Genomic DNA, 22,951 nt, shown 5'->3' with positions numbered 1-22,951 from the left:
GGGGGTAGTTTCTCCTTTCGTCCCAGCGAACGTATCGGCTGGGAATTGCCACAATCCTTCTAGTTATATCGCATTTCCCGAATCTATTTCAAGTATTCTGCCCGAATGTCTAGTAATCAATTCCCATTTCGGAGCGTGCTTCCCACTTGTCTACAAAGTGCTGAAGTTTAATAATTACCACCTCTACGCGCTTTTTCTCTTCTAGACAAATTGAAATAGCTTCCAGTTGGTTGGTGGCGAATAATTCCACCACCTCCGTTTCCATATGCTTTAAAAGAGCCTGATAATCAGAAATGATCTTACGGATCAAGTCAAATCTCATTTCAATGCAAATGGGCTCTTCTCTATTCATTATTCTGCATCTACAGAAGAAACGATGTTCTTGATAGCCTCAACAAGTTGTTCGTTCTTGTGCTTCTCGTTCATTAAGGTTTCAATTGCATCCATATTGCTTTCTTGGAAATGAGAAATTACTTCCCCAGACATATGTTCGTTGCGTTGATCTAATAGAGACACCGCTTGTCCTAATAGTTGTTCCACTTCTTTTAATACAGGTTTATTTACTGATACTGTTGAATTCATTATTTTTTCCTCCTGGACATGTATAAACTGTTCTGTTTGATGTTCTTTTACTTCTTGCTTCGCTTCAACAACAGCTTCTGTGCTGGCGACTTCCGCTATAGCCGTGCTGATTTCTTTCTCAGGTTGTTCCGAATGCTTATTGCTGGCTACATTTACGTAGATATTTTCACCTTGAACAATGAAGCGATCATCCAATTCTGGGGCAAAGATGCTCTCTTTTTCGGAGAGTTTAATTTCTTGTTCTACTAAGTGGAACAGAGAACGAATGGAGAGTTTGTCTTTTCCATTCTTTACTAGATACTCAAAAATCTTGTCATTAGCTAAATTCCATTCAGCCAAGTACCAGCGTTCATCCCCTTCGTATTGAACAAAACGTGGATCCTTGTCTAAGGTAAGCAGTCTTGTGATCTGATTCCAGGAAAAATTGGTATGTTTACGCAGTTCGCGCATAATCTGATCCATGTTTTTAGGAGAATGAGCTCTTCTCACAAACTGAAATGCTTTATCAACCAATTGATGCGGTTGATAGGTTAGCTCAACAATCGCTTCTGATCTACCTGCTTGAACAGGGGAATCAGGTAACTGTAAGGCTTCGTTCAGGGATTCTTCCGCACTCTTAGAGGCAGGAAGATAGCTGGACAACTGCTCCAGCCGCATGATGATTTCAGTTCTTGGAAGTGAACGCTCCCCTGGCCGAAAAACCTTCTTGATGCAACTACCGATGGTATATGTAGGCCTCTTCATGAACATTCTCCTTATATTTTGCAAAGACTTTCCAAAAGACGGAATAAGTAATTATTCTACATCAAACGAATAAATCCTACAATTGTATAGCTTTTTTCAAGATTAACTGTGGAAAATGTAACAGTCTTGCCACCTTTGACGTAATTCTCTATGTGAAGAAAAACTTGGACAACCTGTCAGCAACCTATTTTCATGGAAGTCCCTTCAAACACGTTGCTCGTTAGAATTGTTTTTACCCAATCAGTTTACTAAGGCTACGCTCTATTGATTATACATTCTGATATGATAGTAAGCGCAACTAGGGAATTAGACATTACTCTGGGATATGTTGCTTACAAGTAGAATTTGGGAGGAATAAACGCTGGATACGATGATTGTACATGCCGCACACTATATGGCTAATTCCTTTGCTCCATTAGGATGGATCATGATTTTTTTCGCAAGCTATGCAGAATTTCTGTTTTACTTAAGTATTCCGCTATATTGGTTTATTGGAAATCGCAAAAATAAACGAATGATTATTCAAACCACGATTGTTGTCACTATAGCCATGCTGATTAGTTGGATTTGTGGTCAATTTTTTTATCGAGATCGCCCTTTTGTAGGGGGAAGCTTCGTTCCTTTAGTAGAGCATGATGCAGATGCCTCTTTTCCAAGCGATCACGCAACAGCAGCATTAGCGATTGCCACGACTTATTGGTTCTGTCTAAAGGCACAAGCAAAAAAATTCTGGATAGCATTAGCAATAGCAGTTGCCATTTCTCGTGTTTTTGTTGGTGTCCATTATCTCACAGATGTTATTGTCGGTATGCTACTAGGTGCTGGTGTTGCTTGGCTCGTTAACAGATTCCTTCCATCATGGAAACAAGGCAACTATCTGATCGATGAAGGGATTACTCTTTATGAAACGATGGCAAGTAACCTATTGAAAAAACAACCACCACGCAGCGGTCGCAAAAGAAAAGTTTGATACCCTGGCACCATATGCTAGAGGTCGAAGTGCGTTACACTGGTTTATAAGATCAAAGTCCATCTATTTCCTAGCATCTGAAAGGGTTGTTTCAAAGGTCAAAATGACTTTGGGTCAACCTTTTACTTTTTTACAGCCAGTGCAATGAGGAATAGGACATTCTCGACAAGTCATACGAATATACAGAAACACGACTTACTCTTGACTCTTCAACTAGGAGGAATACCGATGATTGATCAAGAGGGTTCGCATTGTAATGCAAATGAGTCTGATGAAATGGATATGTATGCAGGACATAACGCTGGCCCCATGGCTCCTGATACTTGTCCTATTTACATGCCCCCATCTCAAGAGCGTTTTTATGTCACATTCACTGGTCTATGCGATCCGTGCCCACCTCGTCCCGTAAGGTCATATGTTGTACCGCCGAATCAGTATATTAGGTTTCAGCCTCCCAATTTGCCTCAATTCTCACCCTCTCAAGCACTCTGTATAGGAACCCTGTGGCCTCTCCTGTACAGTCCGTATCATTCCAGATGGGGGCAAAAGGGGGAAATGTCATGAACCAAGTCCATCCCTTCCAAACTCCCGAATACCATCACATGCTTAGACAGTTACAGGAGCTTGATTTTGTCTGTCTAGAGCTGAATTTGTATCTGGATACCCACCCAGGCGATACCCAGGCGATTAATCAGTTTAATCATTTTGCATATGAACGCATGAAATTTGCTAATCAGTTCCAGGAAAAGTACGGTCCGCTGCTTAATTACGGGCACTCCTTCTCAGGGGTACCTTTTACTTGGGTAGAAACACCATGGCCTTGGCAGGTATAACTCTTGAATCGGAATAAGCTTTGAAAGTGAGTTTCATTTAGTTGGTATCTGAGGAAAAGAGGTGGATTTTCATTGTGGGTGTATGAAAAGAAGCTACAGTACCCTGTCAGAGTAAGCAAGTGCGATCCACATATGGCAAAGTTGCTACTGGAACAATATGGCGGTGCAGATGGAGAACTAGCGGCAGCTCTTCGCTACTTGAATCAACGGTATACCATTCCAGATAAAGTAATTGGTTTATTAACTGATATCGGCACGGAAGAATTTGCCCACCTTGAGATGATTGCCACAATGATCTACAAACTGACAAAGGATGCGACGGTAGAGCAGTTGCAGGATGCCGGGCTTGACGCTCATTATGTATCACACGACAAAGCCTTGTTCTATAGCAATGCGGCTGGAGTGCCATGGACCGCCGCCTACATACAGGCTAAGGGAGATCCCATTGCTGATTTATATGAAGATATCGCCGCAGAGGAAAAGGCTCGGGCAACGTATCAATGGCTAATTGACATGACAGATGACGTAGATCTACAAGATAGCCTCAAATTTCTTCGGGAGCGAGAGATTGTACATTCCTTGCGCTTTCAGGAAGCAGTGGAGATACTTAAGGAAGATAGAAACACAAAAAAGATTTTTTAATATGTGCCACCATGTGCCGACGCCTGTATTGGCGTCGGTTTACCGAATTGTAGGACAACCAAAAAATCAGGACTGTCGTATCACATCTAGCTCTAAGACAAACTCCATCCTATCCCCAGACAAAATAACGCAAATAGATATATACATGCGACATAAATAGCGTAATAATCGTCAGAGGAAAAGCAACTTTAAAATAGGTCATAAAATTAATTGGATGTTGTGATCTTGCAGCCATCCCAACAACAATCACGTTGGCACTGGCGCCAATAATCGTTCCATTACCACCCAAGCATGCCCCGAATGCCAGACTCCACCAAAGCGGTTCCAAATCGGTAATTCCAAGTGCCCCCATCTCTTTTATCATCGGAATCATCGTAGCTACAAAAGGAATATTATCCACAAAAGCAGAAGCCAAGCCACTTAACCAAAGAATGATCAAGGAGGTGTTTAGTGGATCACCTTGTGTGTACTCTATTGCTTTTTCTGCTAGAGCACCAATTACACCTGTATGAACCAAACCAGCTACAAGAACAAACAATCCTACGAAGAAGAATATCGTGTTCCATTCCACTTTATCCAAAGCTTCTTCTAGATAGTGTTCCCCTGTTACCAAGAGAAGAACAAATGCACCTGTAAGAGCAACCGTTGCAGACTCTAGATGAAGTACCCCATGAAAACCAAAGCCGATGATAGTAGCAGCTAATACAAATAATGATTTTTTCAGAAGCACGGGGTTGGTTAACTCAGCCTTCTCATTCACCTTCATTAATTTTTCCTTTGCTTGTGACGTTGTTTTAAGCGAGTTGCGATACACCAAAAGCAAATATAAAATCGTTACAACAAGCATAACAGCAATTGCTGGAGCCATATTTACTAAAAATGATATAAACGTAAGCTCTGGTACGGCACTCCCTATCATGATATTAGGCGGATCACCAATTAACGTGGCTGCTCCCCCTACATTGGAACAGATGATTTCACAAATGAGATAAGGTACCGGATTAATATCGAGCTGTCTAGTAATGCTGAATGTAATTGGGACCATCAACAGTACGGTTGTTACATTATCTAGCATCGCAGACCCCACAGCTGTAATCATGCTAAGGACGATCAGAATTTTAATCGGGTCTGCTTTTACTCGTTTCGCCGCTCTCATTGCAACAAAAGTAAAAATACCGGTCTGAGCTGTGATGCTGACTATGATCATCATCCCAATCAACAGGCCCAAGGTATTAAAATCAATATGATGAATCCCTTCCTCCTGTGTAATAATCCCTGTCAGGATCATAAGCAAACCGCCGGCCATCGCAACGATAGTGCGCTGAATTTTCTCCGTAATGATGAACGCATAGGTAACCAGAAAGATTGCAATCGCCACTAATGCTTGATTATCCACATGAATGCCTCTCTTTCAAAACTGATAGTGCTAGGGTATCCAAATAATACTGGGACAATCATTAGGGTAGCTAGATAGGCTAACATTTTCCGATATACATACTGATAAAACAAAAACAGCCCGTCCCTATTGACGAGCTGTTCTGCACTCTTCTATTAGTGTGTCACATTCCTCTTACCAGAAAACACTTCACCCTACCAAAATCCTCGGTCCAGCACTTCCCCACACATACTCACATCATAGCCACCAATGGAAGATATTTCTCTCCTGAACTCTTCACCTTGCAGCAATGTCAGGATCGTTTCAATCAATTGACGATTTTCATGTGTATCCATCATTACAAGATCATACTGTTCCGTCATAAGTGGAATAAACTCAACTTCCAAGAGTTTCGCTGCCTTCTCAATCCCCACTCCTACATCTGCCTTGCCAGCAGCTATAGCAGTGGCTACAGCAACATGACTGTTTTCAACACAAGTATGGTAGCCTTGCAACATGGATGGTGAGATAGTAGCAAGACGCATCTGCTCGTCCACCAGAACCCTTATTCCAGATCCCGCCTCCCGATTCACGAACCGAAGAGCAGGCTGTATCAAATCAGACCATTTTTGTATATGATAAGGGTTCCCCTTTGCCACATAAAAACCTGCCTGTCGCTTCATCACATGTACCACCAGAAAGGGGCGTCCTGTCAATAATTTCTTAATATATGGCAAATTATACGTCCCACTATCGCCATCAAATAAGTGTGTGCTTGCCAAATCTACTTCGCCTCGATACAGGGAAACAAGCCCATTCAAACTTCCTTGATGAGAACGGAGAGTACGAACACCAGGTATTTCTTTTTCTACTCTAGTAGCAAGCAGATCAAGCACGATATCTTGTCCACTAACGATGAACTGCTGCTTCCCGGCATAATAAGACATACCAGCTTGATCACTCTTACTTTCTAGCATGTCATTCGTTGGCATTACGTTTTTTTCTTCATGATTCTTCAACTCTACTGTTGTTGTTTCCCCGCGCTTTTCATAATCATTTTCCTTAGAAATTTGTTCTACCTTAGTCCGCTTTTTATAACGATTCAAATCATCAGCATCTACCCTCATTTGTCTTCCTACTCGATAGGCAGACAATTCTCCCTTTTTAATCAGATCATACACAGTTAATTTAGATACACGCAGTTTACCTGCAATCTCTTCTATTGTATAAGAGGGTTGTTGCTCCATTCCGGTATCCTCCTTGTTGATAATAGTAACAATATTTCGAATGACTTACTCTCTTTATCAAGTTATAATAGAATAAATTTAATTATAAGTAGTTATAAGTAGTTATATTTAATTATACCAAGAAAAGGAGAACACAATGAAAAAACTCTTTGCACTACCATTCCTTATTTCCCTGCTATTAGTAGCTATTACTGGCTGTTCGACTACAGCAGCTCCCACTCCTTCCTCATCTGGCAATCAGGAGATAAAAGCAGAACTGCTTATATCGGCTGCAGCAAGTCTGACAGATGTTTTAGAGAAAGTGAAAAAAGAATTCGAACAAGAACATTCCGACATTTCACTAACCTTCCAGTTTGGCGGTTCAGGTAAATTAGCTCAACAGATTGAACAAGGTGCTCCTGCTGATCTTTTTTTATCTGCTAGTTCAAAAGATATGAAACGATTACAAGATAATAAACATGTCCTACCTGATACCATTACAGATATCGCAAGCAATGAACTTGTTCTGATCGCTCCTTTGGATAGTACCATTTCTATTAACTCGTTTGAATCACTATCACCAGAGTTAGTCAAGCAGTTTGCTATCGGAGAACCCTCTTCCGTTCCAGTCGGACGATATACTGAGGAGACACTTAGTACTCTTGGCTTGTGGGAGAACATGAAACAAGCTATGGTTTATGCTAAAGACGTACGTCAGGTTCTTACTTATGTGGAATCATCAAATGCAGAATTAGGAGTAGTTTACAAAAGCGACGCACTAACCTCGTCAAAAGTAAAAATATTGGCTACTGCAAAACAAGAATGGTATTCGCCAATCAACTACCCTGCTGCTGTTGTTACTAGTAGCAAGAATCAAACTGCGGCTAAGGAATTCCTCACGTTCTTGTCTACAGATAAAGCAAAAGCAATTTTTCTAGAACATGGTTTCTTACCTGTTAACTCTCACTAATAGCTTGAACTACTCGTCATCCAGAAATAAATAGGAGGTTACTAGTACTGTGCCGGATGTGTCTTATTCACCGCTTCTACTCTCTCTAAAAATCGCTGGGATATCTACATTGGTTGTCTTTATAAGTGGTCTTACGCTTGCTTACTGGCTATCCCGCCGTGATTTTTTTGGTAAAAGTATTCTGGAAGCACTTTTTCTTCTTCCTCTTGTACTACCGCCAACTGTAGTTGGATTTGGTCTATTGCTTCTGTTCGGGAAAAATGGATGGCTTGGTCAATTTTTGCAAGAATCATTTAACATTCAGATCGTCTTTACCTGGATAGGTGCTGTTATTGCTTCCGCAGTGGTTTCCTTTCCCTTGATGTACCAGGCTGCCTCAGCTGCGTTTCAACAAGTAAACAAACGATATGAACAGGCTGCCATTACACTGGGAGCCTCATCCTGGAGAGTGTTTTGGACGGTTATCCTTCCACTTTGCTGGCCAGGCTTACTTGCCGGGTTAGTCCTCTCGTTTGCCAGAGCTCTTGGTGAGTTTGGGGCTACCCTAATGTTAGCAGGTAATATTCCTGGGAAAACAGAGACCCTTCCCATTGCTATCTATTTTGCTGTAGAAGCCGGAAAAATGGATCTAGCTGCTTTTTGGGTAATTATTATTGTTGCTATCAGTTTTAGCACCATACTCTGGCTCAATTGGTGGAGCAAGCATACTATGCGTCGTTTCGCGCAACAAAAAGAGTAAAGGAGCTGCTTCATGCTACATGTACATATTACGAAAAAACGAGCACACTTTACCTTGCAAGCTGATTTTACGGCAGATAACGAAATACTCATGCTTCTTGGTCCATCTGGTTCTGGAAAAACCACGATTCTGGAGTGTATTGCCGGGCTTGTCATCCCCGACAGTGGGCTCATACGGCTCAACGATCAGACCATGTACAGTTCAGATGCTACTTTCATTTTGTCTGTTCAACAACGTAAGATTGGCTATGTATTTCAAGACGATACCCTTTTTCCACATATGACAGTTGAAAAAAACATCTTATATGGAATCAGATCTCAAAAACAGGAACCAGATCAGCTATTTCTTGATCAGGTAAGTGAGACGCTTGGCATCCGTCATTTATGGGGCTCCTATCCTTGGCAAATTTCCGGTGGAGAAAAACAAAGGGTCTCTCTGGCACGGGCTCTCGCTACCAAGCCAAACTTACTTCTTTTAGATGAACCATTATCGGCTCTCGATTCAACCACTCGTGCTCAATGCCAAGATGAATTACTGCGATTACATCAATTATGGCATATTCCCTTCATCATGGTTACGCATGATGAGGAAGAAGCTCGTAAATTAGGCAGTACTATTATTCGACTGGAACAAGGACAAATCGTACATAACTAAAAACAGCAAAGTTGATGAGCGATAGGATTATCTTCTCGCCTCATCTACTTTGCTGTTTTATATTACCCCGCTATGCTAACTTACGCAGTCGCCTGAACTCTATTATTTCTACGTGTCTTATAGGCATTACTTGCTCCAATTAACCACAATACAACTTCCAGCACGAACAGGATTGCCACTATGGAGCCATCCCAGAATTGAATTGTAGTTAGAGGATTTTGTAGCATATTTTGCCCTGCAATCATTAATGTTTGGTAAACGATTGGAATTTGAAGAGCCACTAGCAACCAGAGGGCAATTCCACATCCAAGAACATAAAACAAGGAATATCTTTTCGATACGGTTTTCTCCTGAGCGGAAAGGTTGTCCCACTCACGCGCTTCCTCTTCCTTCAGCTTTATTCTGACTAGAGATTTCAAGAAGGTCTGGGTATTCATCATTAAATTGGAGGTGTTTGTACTGTTAATCATTACGAAATACATATCCGTACGTATAAAGACGAGGAATTGCCATGTGAGACGGAATAAAAGAACGAGCGCTACCATTTTTGAAAAGCCAAACCAGAATGATTCTGTCGAAAGCATGAGCTGAACGAATAGCGCACCTAACAGTAATACACTATCCCACAGCATTCCGGCTAAATAAGGCACATATCGCTGTTGTTTTGGCTGTGACCACATCCCGGTCATATCGGTTTCTACGACGAGCCAATATAAACGCAAGCTAAGCCGTAAACGAGCAGATATTCCTAATCTGGCTGCTGCCAAGAGATGGCCTATTTCATGAATCAGTAGTAAAAACCATGAAACTACGAAAATTAACAAGGTATTTAAACCAATGGAAGATAGAACGAAGGCATCTTGAAAAGTAGGAAAAAGATCAGTTCTTACTAAGTAAATGGCAACCACGGCAGCAGCACAGATGCTATAAAGTGTGACACCAACCTTTCCGTAAAAAAATTGTCCCAGCTTTCTCATCCATTCCTTCGCCTCTATCTGTGTATGCTCGATCAGAATCTGATCATCTACGCTTCGGATCAGGTTCATCTCCAAAAGTGCCTCAGCAAAGTCAAGCACATCCACTTCTACACCATGCTCCGTAAGCAGCTTTGCTTGCACTTCTTCAACCGTTTTCGATCCATCCATGAGTCGGATGACCATGACCGCCTCTTCAGGTACACGGATAAATTCCCTTAGATTGGGATCGCCAACTGTATATTCGTCACCATCCGGCTGAATAGACAAGTGAGACATATCTACTCTTGATTGCATATGTATCTGGACTGCCTGTTGTTGTAGGTTTTCACTCATAAGACGGTCATTCCTTGTTTAGCGATAGTAATGATTTCTTCAATATCTACCGGTTCTTCCAATCGATTCTTATCAGAACGCCCTCCACATGTCGGGCACTCTTTTACTCTTTGCCACGCATGCATTTGGAAGCTCTCGTAGTTGCCTGGGAAAAAAGTAACCGTTGTCCCTTGCTCTAATGGTTTCATTACTCCTAATAGTGTATTCGCAACCTCTGAAGCAATCATTCCACATAGAACCGAAACGTTGGGAGCAAAGGAAGGATTATTCGGACGGAATTCTCTGTTATACCACATGCGAAGTCGTTCCTCATACATCGGGTCAATTCGCAAAGACTCTATAATCGAGCAATCGAAGCATGCTCCATTCCCAGGGTGGAATTTTTGCAAAAACATCCTCATCGGTCCTAAACGTCCTTGTACAAACGGGATACCATAATGATAGCAAACAGAATTTACCCATCTGGACGTCAATATGGTAGGAGAGTCAATCATTGCAATGACTAAATCAGCACCCTGAAGGATATCTATCAGCGAATCAATTCCTGTGACTTCTCTATTGTAGATATCTATTTTCATGTTACCATTTATTTTTAGTAATCGCTCCCGAGCAACCTCAGTCTTATATCTTCCCACATCATCTTCAGTAAATAGAAACTGTCTGGTTAGATTACTTGTTTCCACCGTATCAAAATCTAGAACAACCAAGTGACCAATCCCCATGCCTGCTAGACAGCTCGCTACTAAATTAGAACCACCTATCCCTAAGAGAACCACTTTTGAATCTTTCAATTTTTGCTGGAATGAATATTTACTTTCCTCCAAAGAAGAAAAATTGGTAAAAAAATTAAGATTACTTTTATATCGGGCTGTTTCTTCTTCATTCAACAAATTCAAACTATCGTTATCTTCAACCAATCCATATTCATTTAACATATCTAACGCATCAACCGCATCATCAATGGAAGTATTGGTTATAGAAGCCAATTCTTCTAACGTATAGGCTCCATTCATTTGCTTTAAAAACAGATCGATCTTACCATCCTCATCCTCTATAGTTATTGATTGATCATTAAAACCAATATGGATCTTTCCATCGTGTACTACATAAGGCAAGATAGACTCTTTTATTTTGGGTCTCATACATCTTCACCTTCCTACGCTGGTATAGTAGAAATATAAAACATACCTTACTCATGCTTTGTAATTTAATGAAAAGACCGTGTCGAATATTAGGCTAGTACTTTTATTCGTACACGGTCTTTTCATATGACACCTGTTCTGATCGATGCTGTCTAAACTTGTATACATGTTACATTTGCACCTGTTCCTTTCGTTACAGAATCCCGAGAGGAGTACATGCTATGTACTGTAACGAAATCAATTTCTTACAGACAACCGACTTATATTGTACCTGTTATTAGATCAGATAAAATTGTTGGATTTAATTGCTCAACTTTAGAGATTTTGATTTTCATACGTCTTACCTCCTCACAGTGATTAATTTATAGTTTTGGTAGGTGAAATCTTATGCTGTGCCACCAGCCTGAGCTGTTACAGCTACTTTTTCAACTTTAGAAACTTTGATTTTCATACGTTTCACCTCCTCATAAATTTACATTCACCTTACTTACACACTTGGTCCGATTTGTGTTGGAGTTAGAACTTCAGTTTTACGGATTTTAATTTTCATAGGTCTCACCTCCTTTCCATATACTGACCACAATCAATTACTGAACAGGTAATGAGCTCATTCATTGCTTTCGTTTGAAAATAGCGACCAATTCTTCTATCGCAACAGGTTCATTATCTAGCTTTTTACACTTTTTGAAGGAATGGGGGAAAAAACGTGCTTGTATATAGGGAATTCCAAAGTAATGATAAATTGGGTTAATCAACGTTGATGATACTATTTTCGGAGAATCTATCATTCCCAGTACCAAATCTGAGCCGTCATGACTTTCATGCTGACTAGAATCTGAACCACTGAGTCTTTTAGTTTTTTTGAAGGGAGTAGCAGCTATAGTTCGAGGGAAGGAAAATTTGAGAAGAAAAACAAATTGCTTTTATATCATACTGTTTACTTTTGTTTTGTTATTTTTTGTAAATAAATATTAATATTTCCATTTGCTGATTAAGAAAATAATAACATACAAAAAATATGTCGTAAATGATTATTTTTAAATATTTTAAAAATTATGTTAAATAAAAAATGTTACTATTTCTTTGATTTTTTGATTTACCTTTTGTTATGAAAAAAGGACCAGAGAATCCTTTGTAAATTCAGGATTCTCTAGTCTTTCTTATTACTATCATAATCAAGTTTTAATATCCGCGCCAAATTTTCCGTCGAAGTACAGGGGCATAATGCCACTCTTCTTCTTCTGGCATCTCTGCCAATGTGTTGCCTAAGGCATTCATTTTACTATCAATCTGGTCTAAGTAATGAAAGAGAACAGCGGTCGGCGTTTTACCAGAGACTGCACTTCCCCAGCCCATTTCCAGATCACCGTGGTGGCTTAAAATACAGTGCTTGAGATGCAGTACTTCACTGTCAGTTGGTGAAATGTTCTGCTTGATACATGCATCCGTTACCATTTCTGTTCCCATTACCAAATGTCCAATCAATTGACCTGGTGTTGTGTAATCAGGAGCAATCGGATCGGATAGCTCATACAGTTTACCAATGTCATGCAATATGCAGGTGGCAAATAACACATCACGATCCACATGAGGGTATAGCGGTAATAGATGTTTTCCCAAACTAAGCAAAGATACGACATGCTCCAACAAACCTGAATAATAATGATGGTGCATTCTTACCCCAGCCGGATAAGCTACCATACGCTCTCGGACCTCATCGTTTTTCAGGATATACGTAAGAATGTTTTGCAACACAGGACTTTTTATCTCCGTCAGATATTCCTCCAGCTTCGCCCACATTTCTTCTTGCGTATATTTGGAGGTAGGAACGAGTGATTCCATCTGCACTTCATCAGCAGGTGTAGCCAAGCGGACACGTTGAATAACCAACTGTTTTTTCCCGCGGTACACCTGAACCTGTGCATCTACTTTAATCACTGCTTTTACCTGAATTATCTCTTTAAGCTCATCATTAACATCCCAGATCTTAGCTGACAGCGTTCCGGTTCGGTCTCCCACTTCCAGATTCATATACTCACTCTGGTTGCTGGCAACCCCAGTTTCTCTTTGTTTGACGAGACAAAAAGCAATTACGCGGTCTCCCTCCACATAATCTGCCAAACCCTTCATGCTTTATTTCCCCTTTGTTTTGTTGAATAAGAGAGACTCAATTTTTTTCAAGATATTGGAACCAACTAGATCATCAGCCTTCTGAATCGTATTCGTAATTACCTGTAACAGGTCATCTTTTCCATTCCAATGTTCCAGCACAATAACCTGATCCGTATCAATTAAAATTTTGCGTAGCGCATAGACAGCAAGCACGATATCATCCAAATATCCTATTGGACCCGTTATTACTTCAGGAATCAAGTCAACCGGAGAGATAAAATAGGCTACCGCAAAGGCCGCCGTAGCTTTGGAACTAGTCGAAACCCGCTTGTCTACTAGTAAGCGGGCAAGTAATACAAACAGATCAGGAGCAAGCAATACATAATGAGCGATTTGATCTGAAATTCCCTTTTCCTTGATAAAAGATTCCACTCTTTCTCTAAGCTTATCATAATATCGTTGATGGCTCTTCGATAACTCCATAATTTCCTGAGATGATTCTTGTTCCGTTTGAGTAAATGATCTATCTACATGTTTATCCATGATTTATATTTTCTCCTGCCTTTCGTTTCCGAAAACGATGTACTAGATAAGCAATAGATACTCCTACGACGAACACTATTATAATAACAACTGTAATCTTCTTTATTGCCATTTCAAATAATTTTGCCCAATTATCGCCAAGTACCATTCCTAGTGTGACGAATAGGGTTGTCCAAAAAAGTCCGCCAAGATAAGCCAATATTGCATAGATTCGAAATGGAAGCTCCGTTATCCCTGCAAAGTATGCCGTATACTGTCTGACACCGGGAATAAAATAACCAATCGGGATGGCCCATTTTCCGAATCGTTGAAACCATTCCTCTGTCTTTTTATACACCCGATACCCTTTTTCGAAACGTTTCAGCCGTTTTTCAATAAATGGATGCCCTAGCTTGTAGCCAATCCAATAAGCAGCTGTCATACCAGCAATCGATCCGAAATAACATACAAGCAATGTTGATAGATATGTAAGCTCCCCAGTTGAAACCAAGAACCCTGCGAATACAAGAAGAGTTTCCTCTGGAACAGGCAACAACCCCATTAAACCGAACAAAAATAAACCAAACAAGGCAGCATAACCATAGGTAGAAACATAACTGCCGAATTGAACGACAAAATCTTCCATAAAAGCCAAATCACCCTTTTCTACCGTGCTCCGCGCATATACGCTTATCTATTCAATATAAACTTGCCTACAAGTAATACGTCCATAGGTATCAATGGTTGCACGATAGAACTTTTTATCCACACTTTTGGTACACTGTAATGCTCTGGAGACAGCAAAAAACCGACACCCATCAAAAGAGTGTCGGTTTTTCATCATTACTATTCTGCCTTCTGATCAATAGCAAAAACGTCTTTTTTACGTAGGAAATCCATGATTTCACTGGCAGTGTGCTTTTTGTAAATCATGTCCATGATATGGTCAACGTCTTCTTTTTCCAGACTGGTTGCAAGTAGACTCTCTTTCAAGAGAACATCATTATTGCGGCGAAAATATGACTGGATTGTACGCAGTACGCGTCCTTCAAAATTCGTCTTTAACATTAGTTCAGTCGTAGACATTACTTCCACCTCATCATACAGTATACCCTCTATTATCTATCAAAACTGTCAAGGAATCAACCTTGGCGCATAGATGAGTAGAAAGAGACGTTGTAAACGCCTCTTCTACTCATCTATTATGCATTCATTTTTGTAGGAGTAGCCATTAACATGCCTTCTAATGCTTGCACATCATCTTCAAGCTCTCTGACGTCATCCTCAAGTAGCTTTAAGAGATGCTGTTTCTCCCGCAAAACTTTTCGAGTCTGCTCCAAACGGTCTTTCATATCAAACACACCTAGATACACTGCTGTTCCCTCCTTATGTAAAGAGATCCTTGAACCACCTTACATGATATGCAAAGGAACGATTTTGTTTCCTGATTTTTTTTACATTTTTGAATCACGTTTTGACAATTCATCACGTAAACGTCTGATTTCATCACGCATGGCATCTTTTTCCAGTTGATCCATCTCTTCATCTAGCTGAGTATCGTATGCATTACGACGGTTATCATTCATTCCAGAATAGTTATGAAACCCATTACCCTCAAATTCATCATGGGGACGACGTCCATAAGGAGTGTGTGTATCCCAGTATGGTTCTTTTGGTATGACAATTGCTGCCAAAATATAAATTAAGATTGGAGCTCCGGCTATGAAGGATAGACCCACAATCAGACGTATCAGAGTAGAATCAACACCTAAATACTGCGAGACCCCTCCACATACACCGAAGAGCATTTTATCCGAACGGGAACGGTATAATTTTTTCATTTTTTGTACCCCTTTCCTGTACTATCATTCTTGGTAGTTTTAGGATACCTCATATTAGTCTCGTCCAAAACTGGCTACAGTGGGATTTTTTCTCCGTCTAAAGACTGAGGAGGGTCTGAATAAAAAAGCAACGGTTGTTCACTCTACAAATGAGGTGAAAAAGATGTTGATCCAGCATGCGACAAAATTACTTCCAGCTATTGCTCTTGCTCTACTATTCACTACTGGCTGTGCTACAACCAATATTAGTCAATCGAAGCAAACGAACCGTCAGTTGTACTTTTTACAAAGTGATCCACAAACAGCAACGGATGAACAGAACTACACACCATATGGAACACCTGTAAATATGGGAAGTGGCTCTGCGTATGGGCAATATATCAGACCAGATAGCATATCCGACTACGATATATATCGCTAAAGCATACTACATGTTAATTGTCTCACTCTTTTAAGTAACATTATCATCAAAACGTTATTTAACAATTGGGTTACATGTATGTTACCTCTTTCATATGAGGATATAGAAGTTATACATACATTTGTACATGTAATACCTTTCTCCTAAATGTTTAGTGAATGTAGGTATTTAATTGGTTTCGTCATCTTTCGGGAAATATTTAAAGATCTCATCTGTCTCAAATGACCGAATGAAAGTATCGAGCCACTTGTAATAGGACAAGGCATGCTTCATTTTTTTCAAATCAGCTTCAATAATTGCTACAGCATCCTGATCATCTTTATACTGCTCCATAATATGGGTCAGTTCGCTAACAGCTTTATGGATCTGGGAAACATTGCTTTCCATAGATTTGCGCCAGCGTAGGGAAAAATAATCACTTAGATTTTGGTACCAATCGGGTTCGGTTGTATATAAATCTTTGCGAGACCCTTTGTTCCATACCTTATTCACCATTTTCAAATCAATCAAGGTACGCATCCCAGTGCTCATGCTGGTTTTGCTCATTCCCATTTTTTCGCCCATCTCATCTAGAGTGACAGGAGCGTAAGAGAAATACATCATGCCATATAAATGACCGATTGATTGCGTGATACCATAAAGGTCCATATTATTTCCCATCGTTTCTATCATGCGATGACGCGCCTTTTGAATGGCAATCTGAATCTCTTCGGGGAGTTTTTCAAATTGGTCCATACGTTTTTACCTCCTCGTATCGACTCAGCTATCCTAATTTACAGATATCATTATAGCGTGTTTATACGCGGAAACAAGCTCCCAATCCGTTTTATTCACAGTAAAGAAATGGGATAAGGTGACCTTTTCGGATAAAAAAGGTATAATGTATTAATTGAGTGTAAAGTTTTTTCTGTATGTTCTTTATTTCATGTTCATTCTTTACACAAAAAAAGTATGGTTGAACAAGTATGAACACATTCTTCTTCCTGTTCGCCTTACTTGTTTTTTATGAGTTGTCACACAAACTTTTAAAAAGCATAGAAAACCAGATGAAAGGAGTGCCTTCATGCCAATTATCGAGGTAAAAAACTTAACAAAAGTATTCGGTAAGGACCCCAAAAAAGTAATTCCCTTACTGAAAGAAGGCTGGACGAAAGAAAAGATTTTTAAAGAAACAAAAATGACTGTTGGGGTTAATCAAGCATCATTTTCCATCGAACCTAGTGAAATATTCGTGATTATGGGTTTATCGGGAAGCGGTAAGTCTACACTTGTTCGTTTATTAAATCGCTTGATTGAACCTACTGCCGGACATGTTTTCATTAATGGAAAGGACATCGTTTCGCTAAATCAGGAGCAACTTCGCGATGTTCGTCGCAAAAATATCACGATGGTCTTTCAGAAATTCGCACTTTTTCCGCATCGTACTGTCTTAGAAAATGTTGAATATGGTTTGGAAGTACAAGGAATTGCCAAGGAGGAGCGTCGTAATAAAGCGATGGTCAGCCTAGAACTCGTTGGATTAAAAGGATGGGAAAACTCAAAACCAGATCAGTTGAGCGGTGGTATGCAGCAACGTGTTGGATTGGCACGCGGACTGGCGAACGATCCCGATGTGCTGTTAATGGACGAAGCTTTCAGTGCTCTAGATCCCTTGATTCGTAAGGAAATGCAGGATGAATTACTGGAACTACAGTCCAAAATGAAAAAAACAATTATCTTTATTACACATGACTTGGATGAGGCTTTGCGGATTGGTGATCGTATTGCCTTAATGAAAGATGGAAATATCGTCCAGATTGGTACACCAGAAGAAATCTTGACCAATCCGGCTAATAAATATGTAGAACGTTTTGTCGAAGATGTTGATTTATCTAAAGTTCTCACAGCTACCCATGTTATGAAGCGACCTGAAACCATTACATTGGAGCGTGGACCTCGTGTTGCCCTTCAATTTATGCAAGAACGCGGAGTCTCTACCTTATATGTTGTAGACACCGCTAAACATCTTCTAGGTGCTATTACAGCTGATGATGCGGTTCAAGCAGTGCGTACTGGTAAAAAATTAGCTGATATCCTGATTACGGATGAAGTGCCTACCGTTTCGCCAGATACTGTACTAAATGAACTTTTTGATATAGTTAGCTCAACACGTGTTCCAGTGGCAGTTGTAGATGATCAGAATCGTCTGCAAGGCATTATTATCCGCGGTTCTGTACTTGCTGCGCTATCTGGTAACACTGGTGACGAAGGCGGTGACACGAACTAATGGATATGATGAAAATACCTTTGGCTGAATGGGTGGAAGCTGGCGAAGCATGGCTGGAATCCTCATTCGCACCGTTCTTTGCAATTGTAAGTGCAATTATTGGTGGGTTAGTAAGCGGTTTTGAGTGGCTCTTTATGAATATCCCTGCCTTGCTCTTTATCGTTCTTTTCTCGTTTATTATCTATTTAGTTGCACGTTGGAAAATGGCCTTGTTTGCTTTACTTGGTCTCCTATTGATTGTGAATCTCGGATATTGGCCGCAAACCATGATGACTCTCGCTCAGGTGGTTACTGCTGCGATGATCTCAATTATTCTTGGTGTTCCTCTAGGAATTTGGAGTGCGGGAAGCAATACGGCTAAAAACATACTCACGCCTATCCTTGATTTCATGCAGACAATGCCTGCCTTTGTGTATCTCTTACCAGCCGTTTCATTCTTTTCACTAGGAGTTGTTCCTGGGGTTATTGCTTCCGTAATATTTGCAATCCCTCCTACCATTCGTCTAACTAACCTGGGGATTCGTCAGGTTCCAGCCGATCTAGTGGAAGCTGCAGATGCCTTTGGTTCTACCTCCACACAGAAATTGTTTAAACTTCAACTTCCTTTAGCCATTCCATCTATTATGGCGGGGATTAATCAGACCATTATGCTCTCCCTCTCCATGGTTGTTATTTCGTCCATGATTGGAGCACAAGGTCTTGGGGCAGACGTGTATCGTGCCGTTACGCAAACCAAAACAGGCGTAGGTTTCGAAGCGGGAATTGCTGTTGTTATTCTGGCTATCCTTCTCGATCGCTTTACTCAATCGCTTATTAACAGCAGACAAACGAGACAGCCTGTTGCTACATCCCGTTATAAAAAACCGTTAATATTGGGAGCTGCAGCGATTCTTCTTATCGTAAGCGTAGTAAACGGAATGATGGGTACAGGAGAAAACCAAAAACAAATCACTCTTTCTTATGTAGCTTGGGATTCAGAAATTGCCAGTACGCATGTCGTAAAACATGTGCTGCAAGAAAAATTAGGCTACCATGTAAACATGTTACAAGTAGATGCAGGTCCGATGTGGTCAGGTGTCGCAGATGGTTCTACAGATGCGATGGTAGCGACATGGTTACCGCGAACGCATGCGAGCTACTATGAAAAACATAAAAATGCTGTAGAGGATCTAGGTCCGAATTTGGAAGGTACAAAACTTGGGTTAGTTGTTCCTGCGTACATGAATATTTCCAAAATCGAGGATTTAAAAAATCCACAAGTAGCAGCACAGCTAAAAAATCAAATCGTAGGTATTGAACCAGGTGCAGGTCTGATGATCGCTACGGATCAGGCAATCAAAGATTACGGATTATCCAAGTACAAATTGATTGAAAGTTCTTCAGCTGCAATGACAACTACATTACAGAAGGCTTACGATGCAAAAGAGCCAATTCTGGTCACTGGCTGGACTCCTCATTGGATGTTCGCCAATATGAAACTGAAATACCTGGAAGATAGTAAAGGTTCTTTTGGAAAAGACGAACAAATTCATACGATTGCTCGTAAGGGATTAAAAGAAGATATGCCTGATGCCTATCAAATGCTTGATCAGTTCCATTGGACACCTGCCGATATGGAAAGCGTCATGGTAAATATCCAGAATGGTGTTTCACCTGATGATGCTGCAGTGCAGTGGATTAAAGAAAATGAAGACAAGGTAAACAAGTGGTTAGAAGGTATTGAGCTATAGTCATAGCGCACAAAAGGCATGCCCCTATAGGAGCATGCCTTTTGTTTATGATTTATTCCCAGGGTATTTCGCAGGGTCATATACAGGTCGAGGATGATCAAACATTTCCCCTAGCTTCGCATATGTATGACCTGCCAATCGACTAACAGGTTGCCATTCTTTTGCATTAATTTTCCCATCGAAATATAACTTATCATCTACATGTACATGAACCACTTCTCCAATGATCAAATCAGATGCAGCCGGATCTCCCAGCGTGATGATTTGATTCAATTTACATTCAAAATGTACACGAGAGCAGGCAAGTCGAGGAGTCTTCACAATTTTTGCTGGTTGGAGCTCCAATTGTAATGCCTCTACCTCACTCACATCCGATGGAAAATCCGCAGAGGATTCATTTACCTCCACTACATTATTTACATCAACCATATTAACCACGAATTCTTTGGCAAATTGTATATTATGAGCCGTATCCTTCATCACTTGCCCCGGTTTTCTCGCCACTGCAATAGAGATCATCATGGGATCGATGCATGCCACGTTAAAATAACTAAATGGAGCAACATTTACAACACCATCTTGATTTACTGAGGTTACCCAGGCGATTGGACGGGGCACAATCCCTCCAATCAATAATTTATATTTTTGCTGTCGTTCAAGTTCACTAGTTGTAATTTCCACCTGAATCGCCTCCTATTTTCTATTCTTATTCTTTGCTTGGGAGCCAGCTGAACATATAATGTTTATCCTCCACACTCAGCGCATGCTTCGTAGCTTTTAAAGGTCGGAAGGTATCCAGCATGACAGCAAGCTCTTTTGTTTCAGTTTTGCCAATACTTGCTTCTATCTTCCCAGGGTGTGGTCCGTGTGGAATCCCCATTGGATGCAGCGTAATGGAGCCTTCCTTCACCCCTTTTCTACTCATAAAATTGCCATCGACATAGTAGAGCACCTCATCGCTCTCTACATTACTGTGATAGTAAGGCGCAGGAATAGCCTGAGGATGATAATCATACATTCTCGGCACAAAAGAACAAATCACAAAGTTTTGCCCTGCAAATGTCTGATGAACAGGCGGCGGCTGATGGACACGTCCGGTAATTGGCTCGAAATCATGAATACTGAGGGCATATGGGAACAGATAACCATCCCATCCCACTACATCAAATGGATGAAAATCAAAGGTATAGCTGTACAAGCTATTGTTTTGTTTTACCCGTACCTCATATTTCCCTGCCTGATCATGCGTATCGAGACGCTCAGGCAGCCTAATATCACGTTCGCAATACGGGGAATGTTCCAACAGTTGACCTTGTGCATTGCGATACCTTTTTGGCGAAACAATTTCATTTTGTGATTCAATTACGAGAAACTTCGACTTGCAGCTAGGTTGGATGCGATACGTAGTACCAATTGGAATAACGAGATAATCACCTTGACGATACGTTAAAGTACCAAAGATCGTCTGTAGTTCCCCATCCCCTTCGTGAACAAACAGTACTTCGTCACCTTCTGAGTTACGGTAAAAATAATTCATTTCTTCCGTTGGTGTGCAAACGCCCATTATCACATCGTCATTGCCTAAGAGAAATTTTCGCCCCAGAATCGGGTCTCCACCTTCTGGCAAGTCAAATGAGTAAAAATGCTGATGACGCAACTCTTCTCGTTCCACATATTCCAAATCCAGGCTAGCGAATTTTTTTACTTCGCTTACTTGGGTGGGTGGATTATGGTGATACAAGATGGACTGAATCCCCGAAAAACCTTTTGTTCCCATTACCTGCTCACGAAATAATGTACCATCTTCCTTATAAAACGTCGTGTGCCGTTTGTGCGGAATTTCTCCCATTCGAACATAAAATGGCATAATCTCAACCTCCTACTTATTTTCCAAAATGGTTGTACGTAATACACCTAACTTCTCAACTTCTAATTCAACCTTATCTCCTGCTGTAAGCCACGGACGATTCTCACTGCCTAATTCCAAAATACAACCTGTTCCCACTGTTCCTGAGCCAATTACATCTCCCGGATACAGCTTACAATCCTGCGAAGCCCTTGCAATCATTTGCGCGAATGTATAGTAGATATCTCTTACGTTACCTCGGGAATATTCTTCGCCATTAACCCGGGCAACCATCCCTAGATCATAGCGGTATCCTTGTTCAGTTACGGTTCTTCGTTCTTCCAGTTCATCTGGTGTTACTAGCCACGGACCCATAGATGTTGCGAAATCTTTTCCTTTTGCTGGTCCAAGTCCTACTTTTACTTCCTCCATCTGCAAATCACGGGCACTCCAGTCATTTAAGATCGCAAAGCCTGCAATATATGAGTCAGCTTCTTCAACTGGAATATCCATCCCAGCTTTTCCAATCACACAAGCAATCTCCAATTCAAAGTCCAATCTTTGCGTCGTCTTTGGATGAATAAGCGGCATTTGATCCCCTAAAAAGGCAGCAGCGTTGGAAAAATAAAAGACAGGGAATGCATACCACTCTGGAATCATTTCAAGCCCTCGTCTACCACGTGCTGTTTTTACATGCTCTTCAAAGGCATAAAAATCACGGAAGCTGGCTGGTCTTGGTATTGGCGGTCCGATTACTACATCATGAAACTCTATTCTTTGTAAGGTATTCGCTTTTTCTATTTCTTGTTGCAATCGTGGATACCAAGCTGCCCAGTCATGTAATAACTGCTGCATGTCACTTGGTGCGTCTTGTACGGCAGAAGCCAGATCAACAATCTGATCGTGCTGCACAATCCCCGTGCGCCACTCATGATCATTGTTCTTATGCTTGTAACTAATCAGTCTCACTTAGGTCACCTCTTGGCTATGGCTAGCAATATTTTTTAGATATAAAAAGCCCAGTTG

Annotated in this window: 26 protein-coding genes; 10 read left to right on the top strand and 16 right to left on the bottom strand. The window is 40.8% G+C overall.

Annotation, left to right across the window (positions count from 1 at the left end; all coding sequences use genetic code 11):
- Positions 1-109: 109 nt before the first annotated feature.
- Both LM917_RS14255 and LM917_RS14250 read right to left on the bottom strand, forming a co-directional pair.
- Positions 110-352, bottom strand: a complete 243-nt coding sequence (locus LM917_RS14255) for a hypothetical protein (RefSeq protein WP_232698202.1) — start codon at positions 350-352, stop codon at positions 110-112.
- On the bottom strand, positions 352-1,326 hold the full coding sequence (locus LM917_RS14250; RefSeq protein WP_232698201.1) for a hypothetical protein: 975 nt from the start codon (positions 1,324-1,326) through the stop codon (positions 352-354). The genes LM917_RS14255 and LM917_RS14250 overlap by 1 nt, the downstream gene beginning before the upstream one ends.
- Positions 1,327-1,753: 427 nt before the next feature.
- On the opposite strand from LM917_RS14250, the gene LM917_RS14245 reads away from it, so the two are divergent.
- The 4 genes from LM917_RS14245 (at position 1,754) to LM917_RS14230 (ending at position 3,771) form a co-directional block, all read left to right on the top strand.
- Complete coding sequence (locus LM917_RS14245) at positions 1,754-2,296, top strand: undecaprenyl-diphosphatase (protein ID WP_232698200.1); 543 nt, start codon at positions 1,754-1,756, stop codon at positions 2,294-2,296.
- A gap of 336 nt (positions 2,297-2,632) precedes the next feature.
- On the top strand, positions 2,633-2,860 hold the full coding sequence (locus LM917_RS14240) for a spore coat associated protein CotJA (protein WP_232698263.1): 228 nt from the start codon (positions 2,633-2,635) through the stop codon (positions 2,858-2,860).
- Positions 2,857-3,129, top strand: coding sequence for a spore coat protein CotJB (locus LM917_RS14235; protein WP_232698199.1), 273 nt, complete (start codon positions 2,857-2,859; stop codon positions 3,127-3,129). Before LM917_RS14240 ends, LM917_RS14235 begins: the two co-directional genes overlap by 4 nt.
- A 72-nt stretch (positions 3,130-3,201) precedes the next feature.
- Complete coding sequence (locus LM917_RS14230; RefSeq protein ID WP_232698198.1) at positions 3,202-3,771, top strand: manganese catalase family protein; 570 nt, start codon at positions 3,202-3,204, stop codon at positions 3,769-3,771.
- Between the two features lie 109 nt (positions 3,772-3,880).
- Here LM917_RS14230 and LM917_RS14225 read toward each other — a convergent pair whose 3' ends face one another.
- Complete coding sequence (locus LM917_RS14225) at positions 3,881-5,167, bottom strand: ArsB/NhaD family transporter (RefSeq protein ID WP_232698197.1); 1,287 nt, start codon at positions 5,165-5,167, stop codon at positions 3,881-3,883.
- Positions 5,168-5,361: 194 nt separating this feature from the next.
- Positions 5,362-6,393, bottom strand: a complete 1,032-nt coding sequence (locus tag LM917_RS14220; RefSeq protein WP_232698196.1) for a helix-turn-helix transcriptional regulator — start codon at positions 6,391-6,393, stop codon at positions 5,362-5,364.
- Between the two features lie 136 nt (positions 6,394-6,529).
- Between LM917_RS14220 and modA the strand changes: the two genes are divergently transcribed.
- Genes modA through LM917_RS14205 form a run of 3 tightly spaced genes read left to right on the top strand, consistent with a single transcriptional unit; the run spans position 6,530 to position 8,735 of the window.
- On the top strand, positions 6,530-7,342 hold the full coding sequence (modA, locus tag LM917_RS14215; protein WP_232698195.1) for a molybdate ABC transporter substrate-binding protein: 813 nt from the start codon (positions 6,530-6,532) through the stop codon (positions 7,340-7,342).
- A 49-nt stretch (positions 7,343-7,391) separates the two neighbouring features.
- On the top strand, positions 7,392-8,081 hold the full coding sequence (gene modB, locus LM917_RS14210) for a molybdate ABC transporter permease subunit (protein WP_232698194.1): 690 nt from the start codon (positions 7,392-7,394) through the stop codon (positions 8,079-8,081).
- A 12-nt stretch (positions 8,082-8,093) separates the two neighbouring features.
- Positions 8,094-8,735, top strand: a complete 642-nt coding sequence (locus LM917_RS14205; RefSeq protein WP_232698193.1) for an ATP-binding cassette domain-containing protein — start codon at positions 8,094-8,096, stop codon at positions 8,733-8,735.
- An 80-nt stretch (positions 8,736-8,815) separates the two neighbouring features.
- Here the strand turns inward: LM917_RS14205 and LM917_RS14200 are convergent, their stop codons facing one another.
- The 8 genes from LM917_RS14200 to LM917_RS14165 all read right to left on the bottom strand — a co-directional run bounded on the left by LM917_RS14200 (position 8,816) and on the right by LM917_RS14165 (position 15,662).
- Positions 8,816-10,045 carry a hypothetical protein gene (locus LM917_RS14200; protein WP_232698192.1) on the bottom strand — a complete coding sequence of 410 codons (1,230 nt, stop codon included), beginning with the start codon at positions 10,043-10,045 and terminating at the stop codon, positions 8,816-8,818.
- Complete coding sequence (locus LM917_RS14195) at positions 10,042-11,187, bottom strand: HesA/MoeB/ThiF family protein (RefSeq protein WP_232698191.1); 1,146 nt, start codon at positions 11,185-11,187, stop codon at positions 10,042-10,044. The genes LM917_RS14200 and LM917_RS14195 overlap by 4 nt, the downstream gene beginning before the upstream one ends.
- A gap of 1,182 nt (positions 11,188-12,369) precedes the next feature.
- Positions 12,370-13,317, bottom strand: a complete 948-nt coding sequence (locus LM917_RS14190; protein ID WP_232698190.1) for a 3'-5' exoribonuclease YhaM family protein — start codon at positions 13,315-13,317, stop codon at positions 12,370-12,372.
- A 3-nt stretch (positions 13,318-13,320) separates the two neighbouring features.
- Positions 13,321-13,782: a YkvA family protein gene (locus LM917_RS14185; RefSeq protein WP_373688791.1), complete on the bottom strand. Its 462-nt coding sequence runs from the start codon at positions 13,780-13,782 to the stop codon at positions 13,321-13,323.
- 52 nt (positions 13,783-13,834) lie between these two features.
- Positions 13,835-14,467 (bottom strand): DedA family protein, encoded by a 633-nt coding sequence (locus LM917_RS14180; protein WP_232698188.1) that lies wholly within the window; start codon positions 14,465-14,467, stop codon positions 13,835-13,837.
- A 200-nt stretch (positions 14,468-14,667) separates the two neighbouring features.
- Positions 14,668-14,907 (bottom strand): hypothetical protein, encoded by a 240-nt coding sequence (locus tag LM917_RS14175; protein ID WP_232698187.1) that lies wholly within the window; start codon positions 14,905-14,907, stop codon positions 14,668-14,670.
- A 116-nt stretch (positions 14,908-15,023) separates the two neighbouring features.
- Complete coding sequence (locus LM917_RS14170) at positions 15,024-15,194, bottom strand: hypothetical protein (RefSeq protein ID WP_232698186.1); 171 nt, start codon at positions 15,192-15,194, stop codon at positions 15,024-15,026.
- 81 nt (positions 15,195-15,275) lie between these two features.
- Entirely contained in the window at positions 15,276-15,662 is a 387-nt protein-coding gene (locus LM917_RS14165) for a PspC domain-containing protein (RefSeq protein ID WP_232698185.1), read from the bottom strand.
- Positions 15,663-15,825: 163 nt separating this feature from the next.
- Between LM917_RS14165 and LM917_RS14160 the strand changes: the two genes are divergently transcribed.
- Complete coding sequence (locus LM917_RS14160) at positions 15,826-16,083, top strand: hypothetical protein (RefSeq protein WP_232698184.1); 258 nt, start codon at positions 15,826-15,828, stop codon at positions 16,081-16,083.
- Positions 16,084-16,251: 168 nt separating this feature from the next.
- On the opposite strand, the gene LM917_RS14155 is transcribed toward LM917_RS14160, so the two are convergent.
- Positions 16,252-16,818, bottom strand: a complete 567-nt coding sequence (locus LM917_RS14155; RefSeq protein WP_232698183.1) for a GbsR/MarR family transcriptional regulator — start codon at positions 16,816-16,818, stop codon at positions 16,252-16,254.
- A 328-nt stretch (positions 16,819-17,146) separates the two neighbouring features.
- Between LM917_RS14155 and LM917_RS14150 the strand changes: the two genes are divergently transcribed.
- Positions 17,147-18,349, top strand: coding sequence for a quaternary amine ABC transporter ATP-binding protein (locus LM917_RS14150; RefSeq protein ID WP_232698182.1), 1,203 nt, complete (start codon positions 17,147-17,149; stop codon positions 18,347-18,349).
- Positions 18,349-20,079, top strand: a complete 1,731-nt coding sequence (locus LM917_RS14145) for an ABC transporter permease/substrate binding protein (RefSeq protein WP_232698181.1) — start codon at positions 18,349-18,351, stop codon at positions 20,077-20,079. The genes LM917_RS14150 and LM917_RS14145 overlap by 1 nt, the downstream gene beginning before the upstream one ends.
- A 45-nt stretch (positions 20,080-20,124) precedes the next feature.
- Here LM917_RS14145 and LM917_RS14140 read toward each other — a convergent pair whose 3' ends face one another.
- The 3 genes from LM917_RS14140 to LM917_RS14130 are packed head-to-tail and all read right to left on the bottom strand — an operon-like array spanning position 20,125 to position 22,894.
- The gene (locus LM917_RS14140) at positions 20,125-20,760 is read right to left on the bottom strand and encodes a flavin reductase family protein (RefSeq protein ID WP_232698180.1); all 636 of its coding nucleotides are present in this window, start codon (positions 20,758-20,760) and stop codon (positions 20,125-20,127) included.
- A 25-nt stretch (positions 20,761-20,785) separates the two neighbouring features.
- Positions 20,786-21,946, bottom strand: coding sequence for a homogentisate 1,2-dioxygenase (locus LM917_RS14135; RefSeq protein WP_232698179.1), 1,161 nt, complete (start codon positions 21,944-21,946; stop codon positions 20,786-20,788).
- A gap of 12 nt (positions 21,947-21,958) precedes the next feature.
- Positions 21,959-22,894 (bottom strand): fumarylacetoacetate hydrolase family protein, encoded by a 936-nt coding sequence (locus LM917_RS14130; protein WP_232698178.1) that lies wholly within the window; start codon positions 22,892-22,894, stop codon positions 21,959-21,961.
- Positions 22,895-22,951 lie beyond the last annotated feature (57 nt).

The organism is Brevibacillus daliensis, assembly GCF_021245735.1.
Taxonomy (GTDB): domain Bacteria; phylum Bacillota; class Bacilli; order Brevibacillales; family Brevibacillaceae; genus Brevibacillus_B; species Brevibacillus_B daliensis.
Note: the sequence above shows the minus strand (reverse complement) of the source record. Positions and strands in the feature narration are given on the sequence as shown.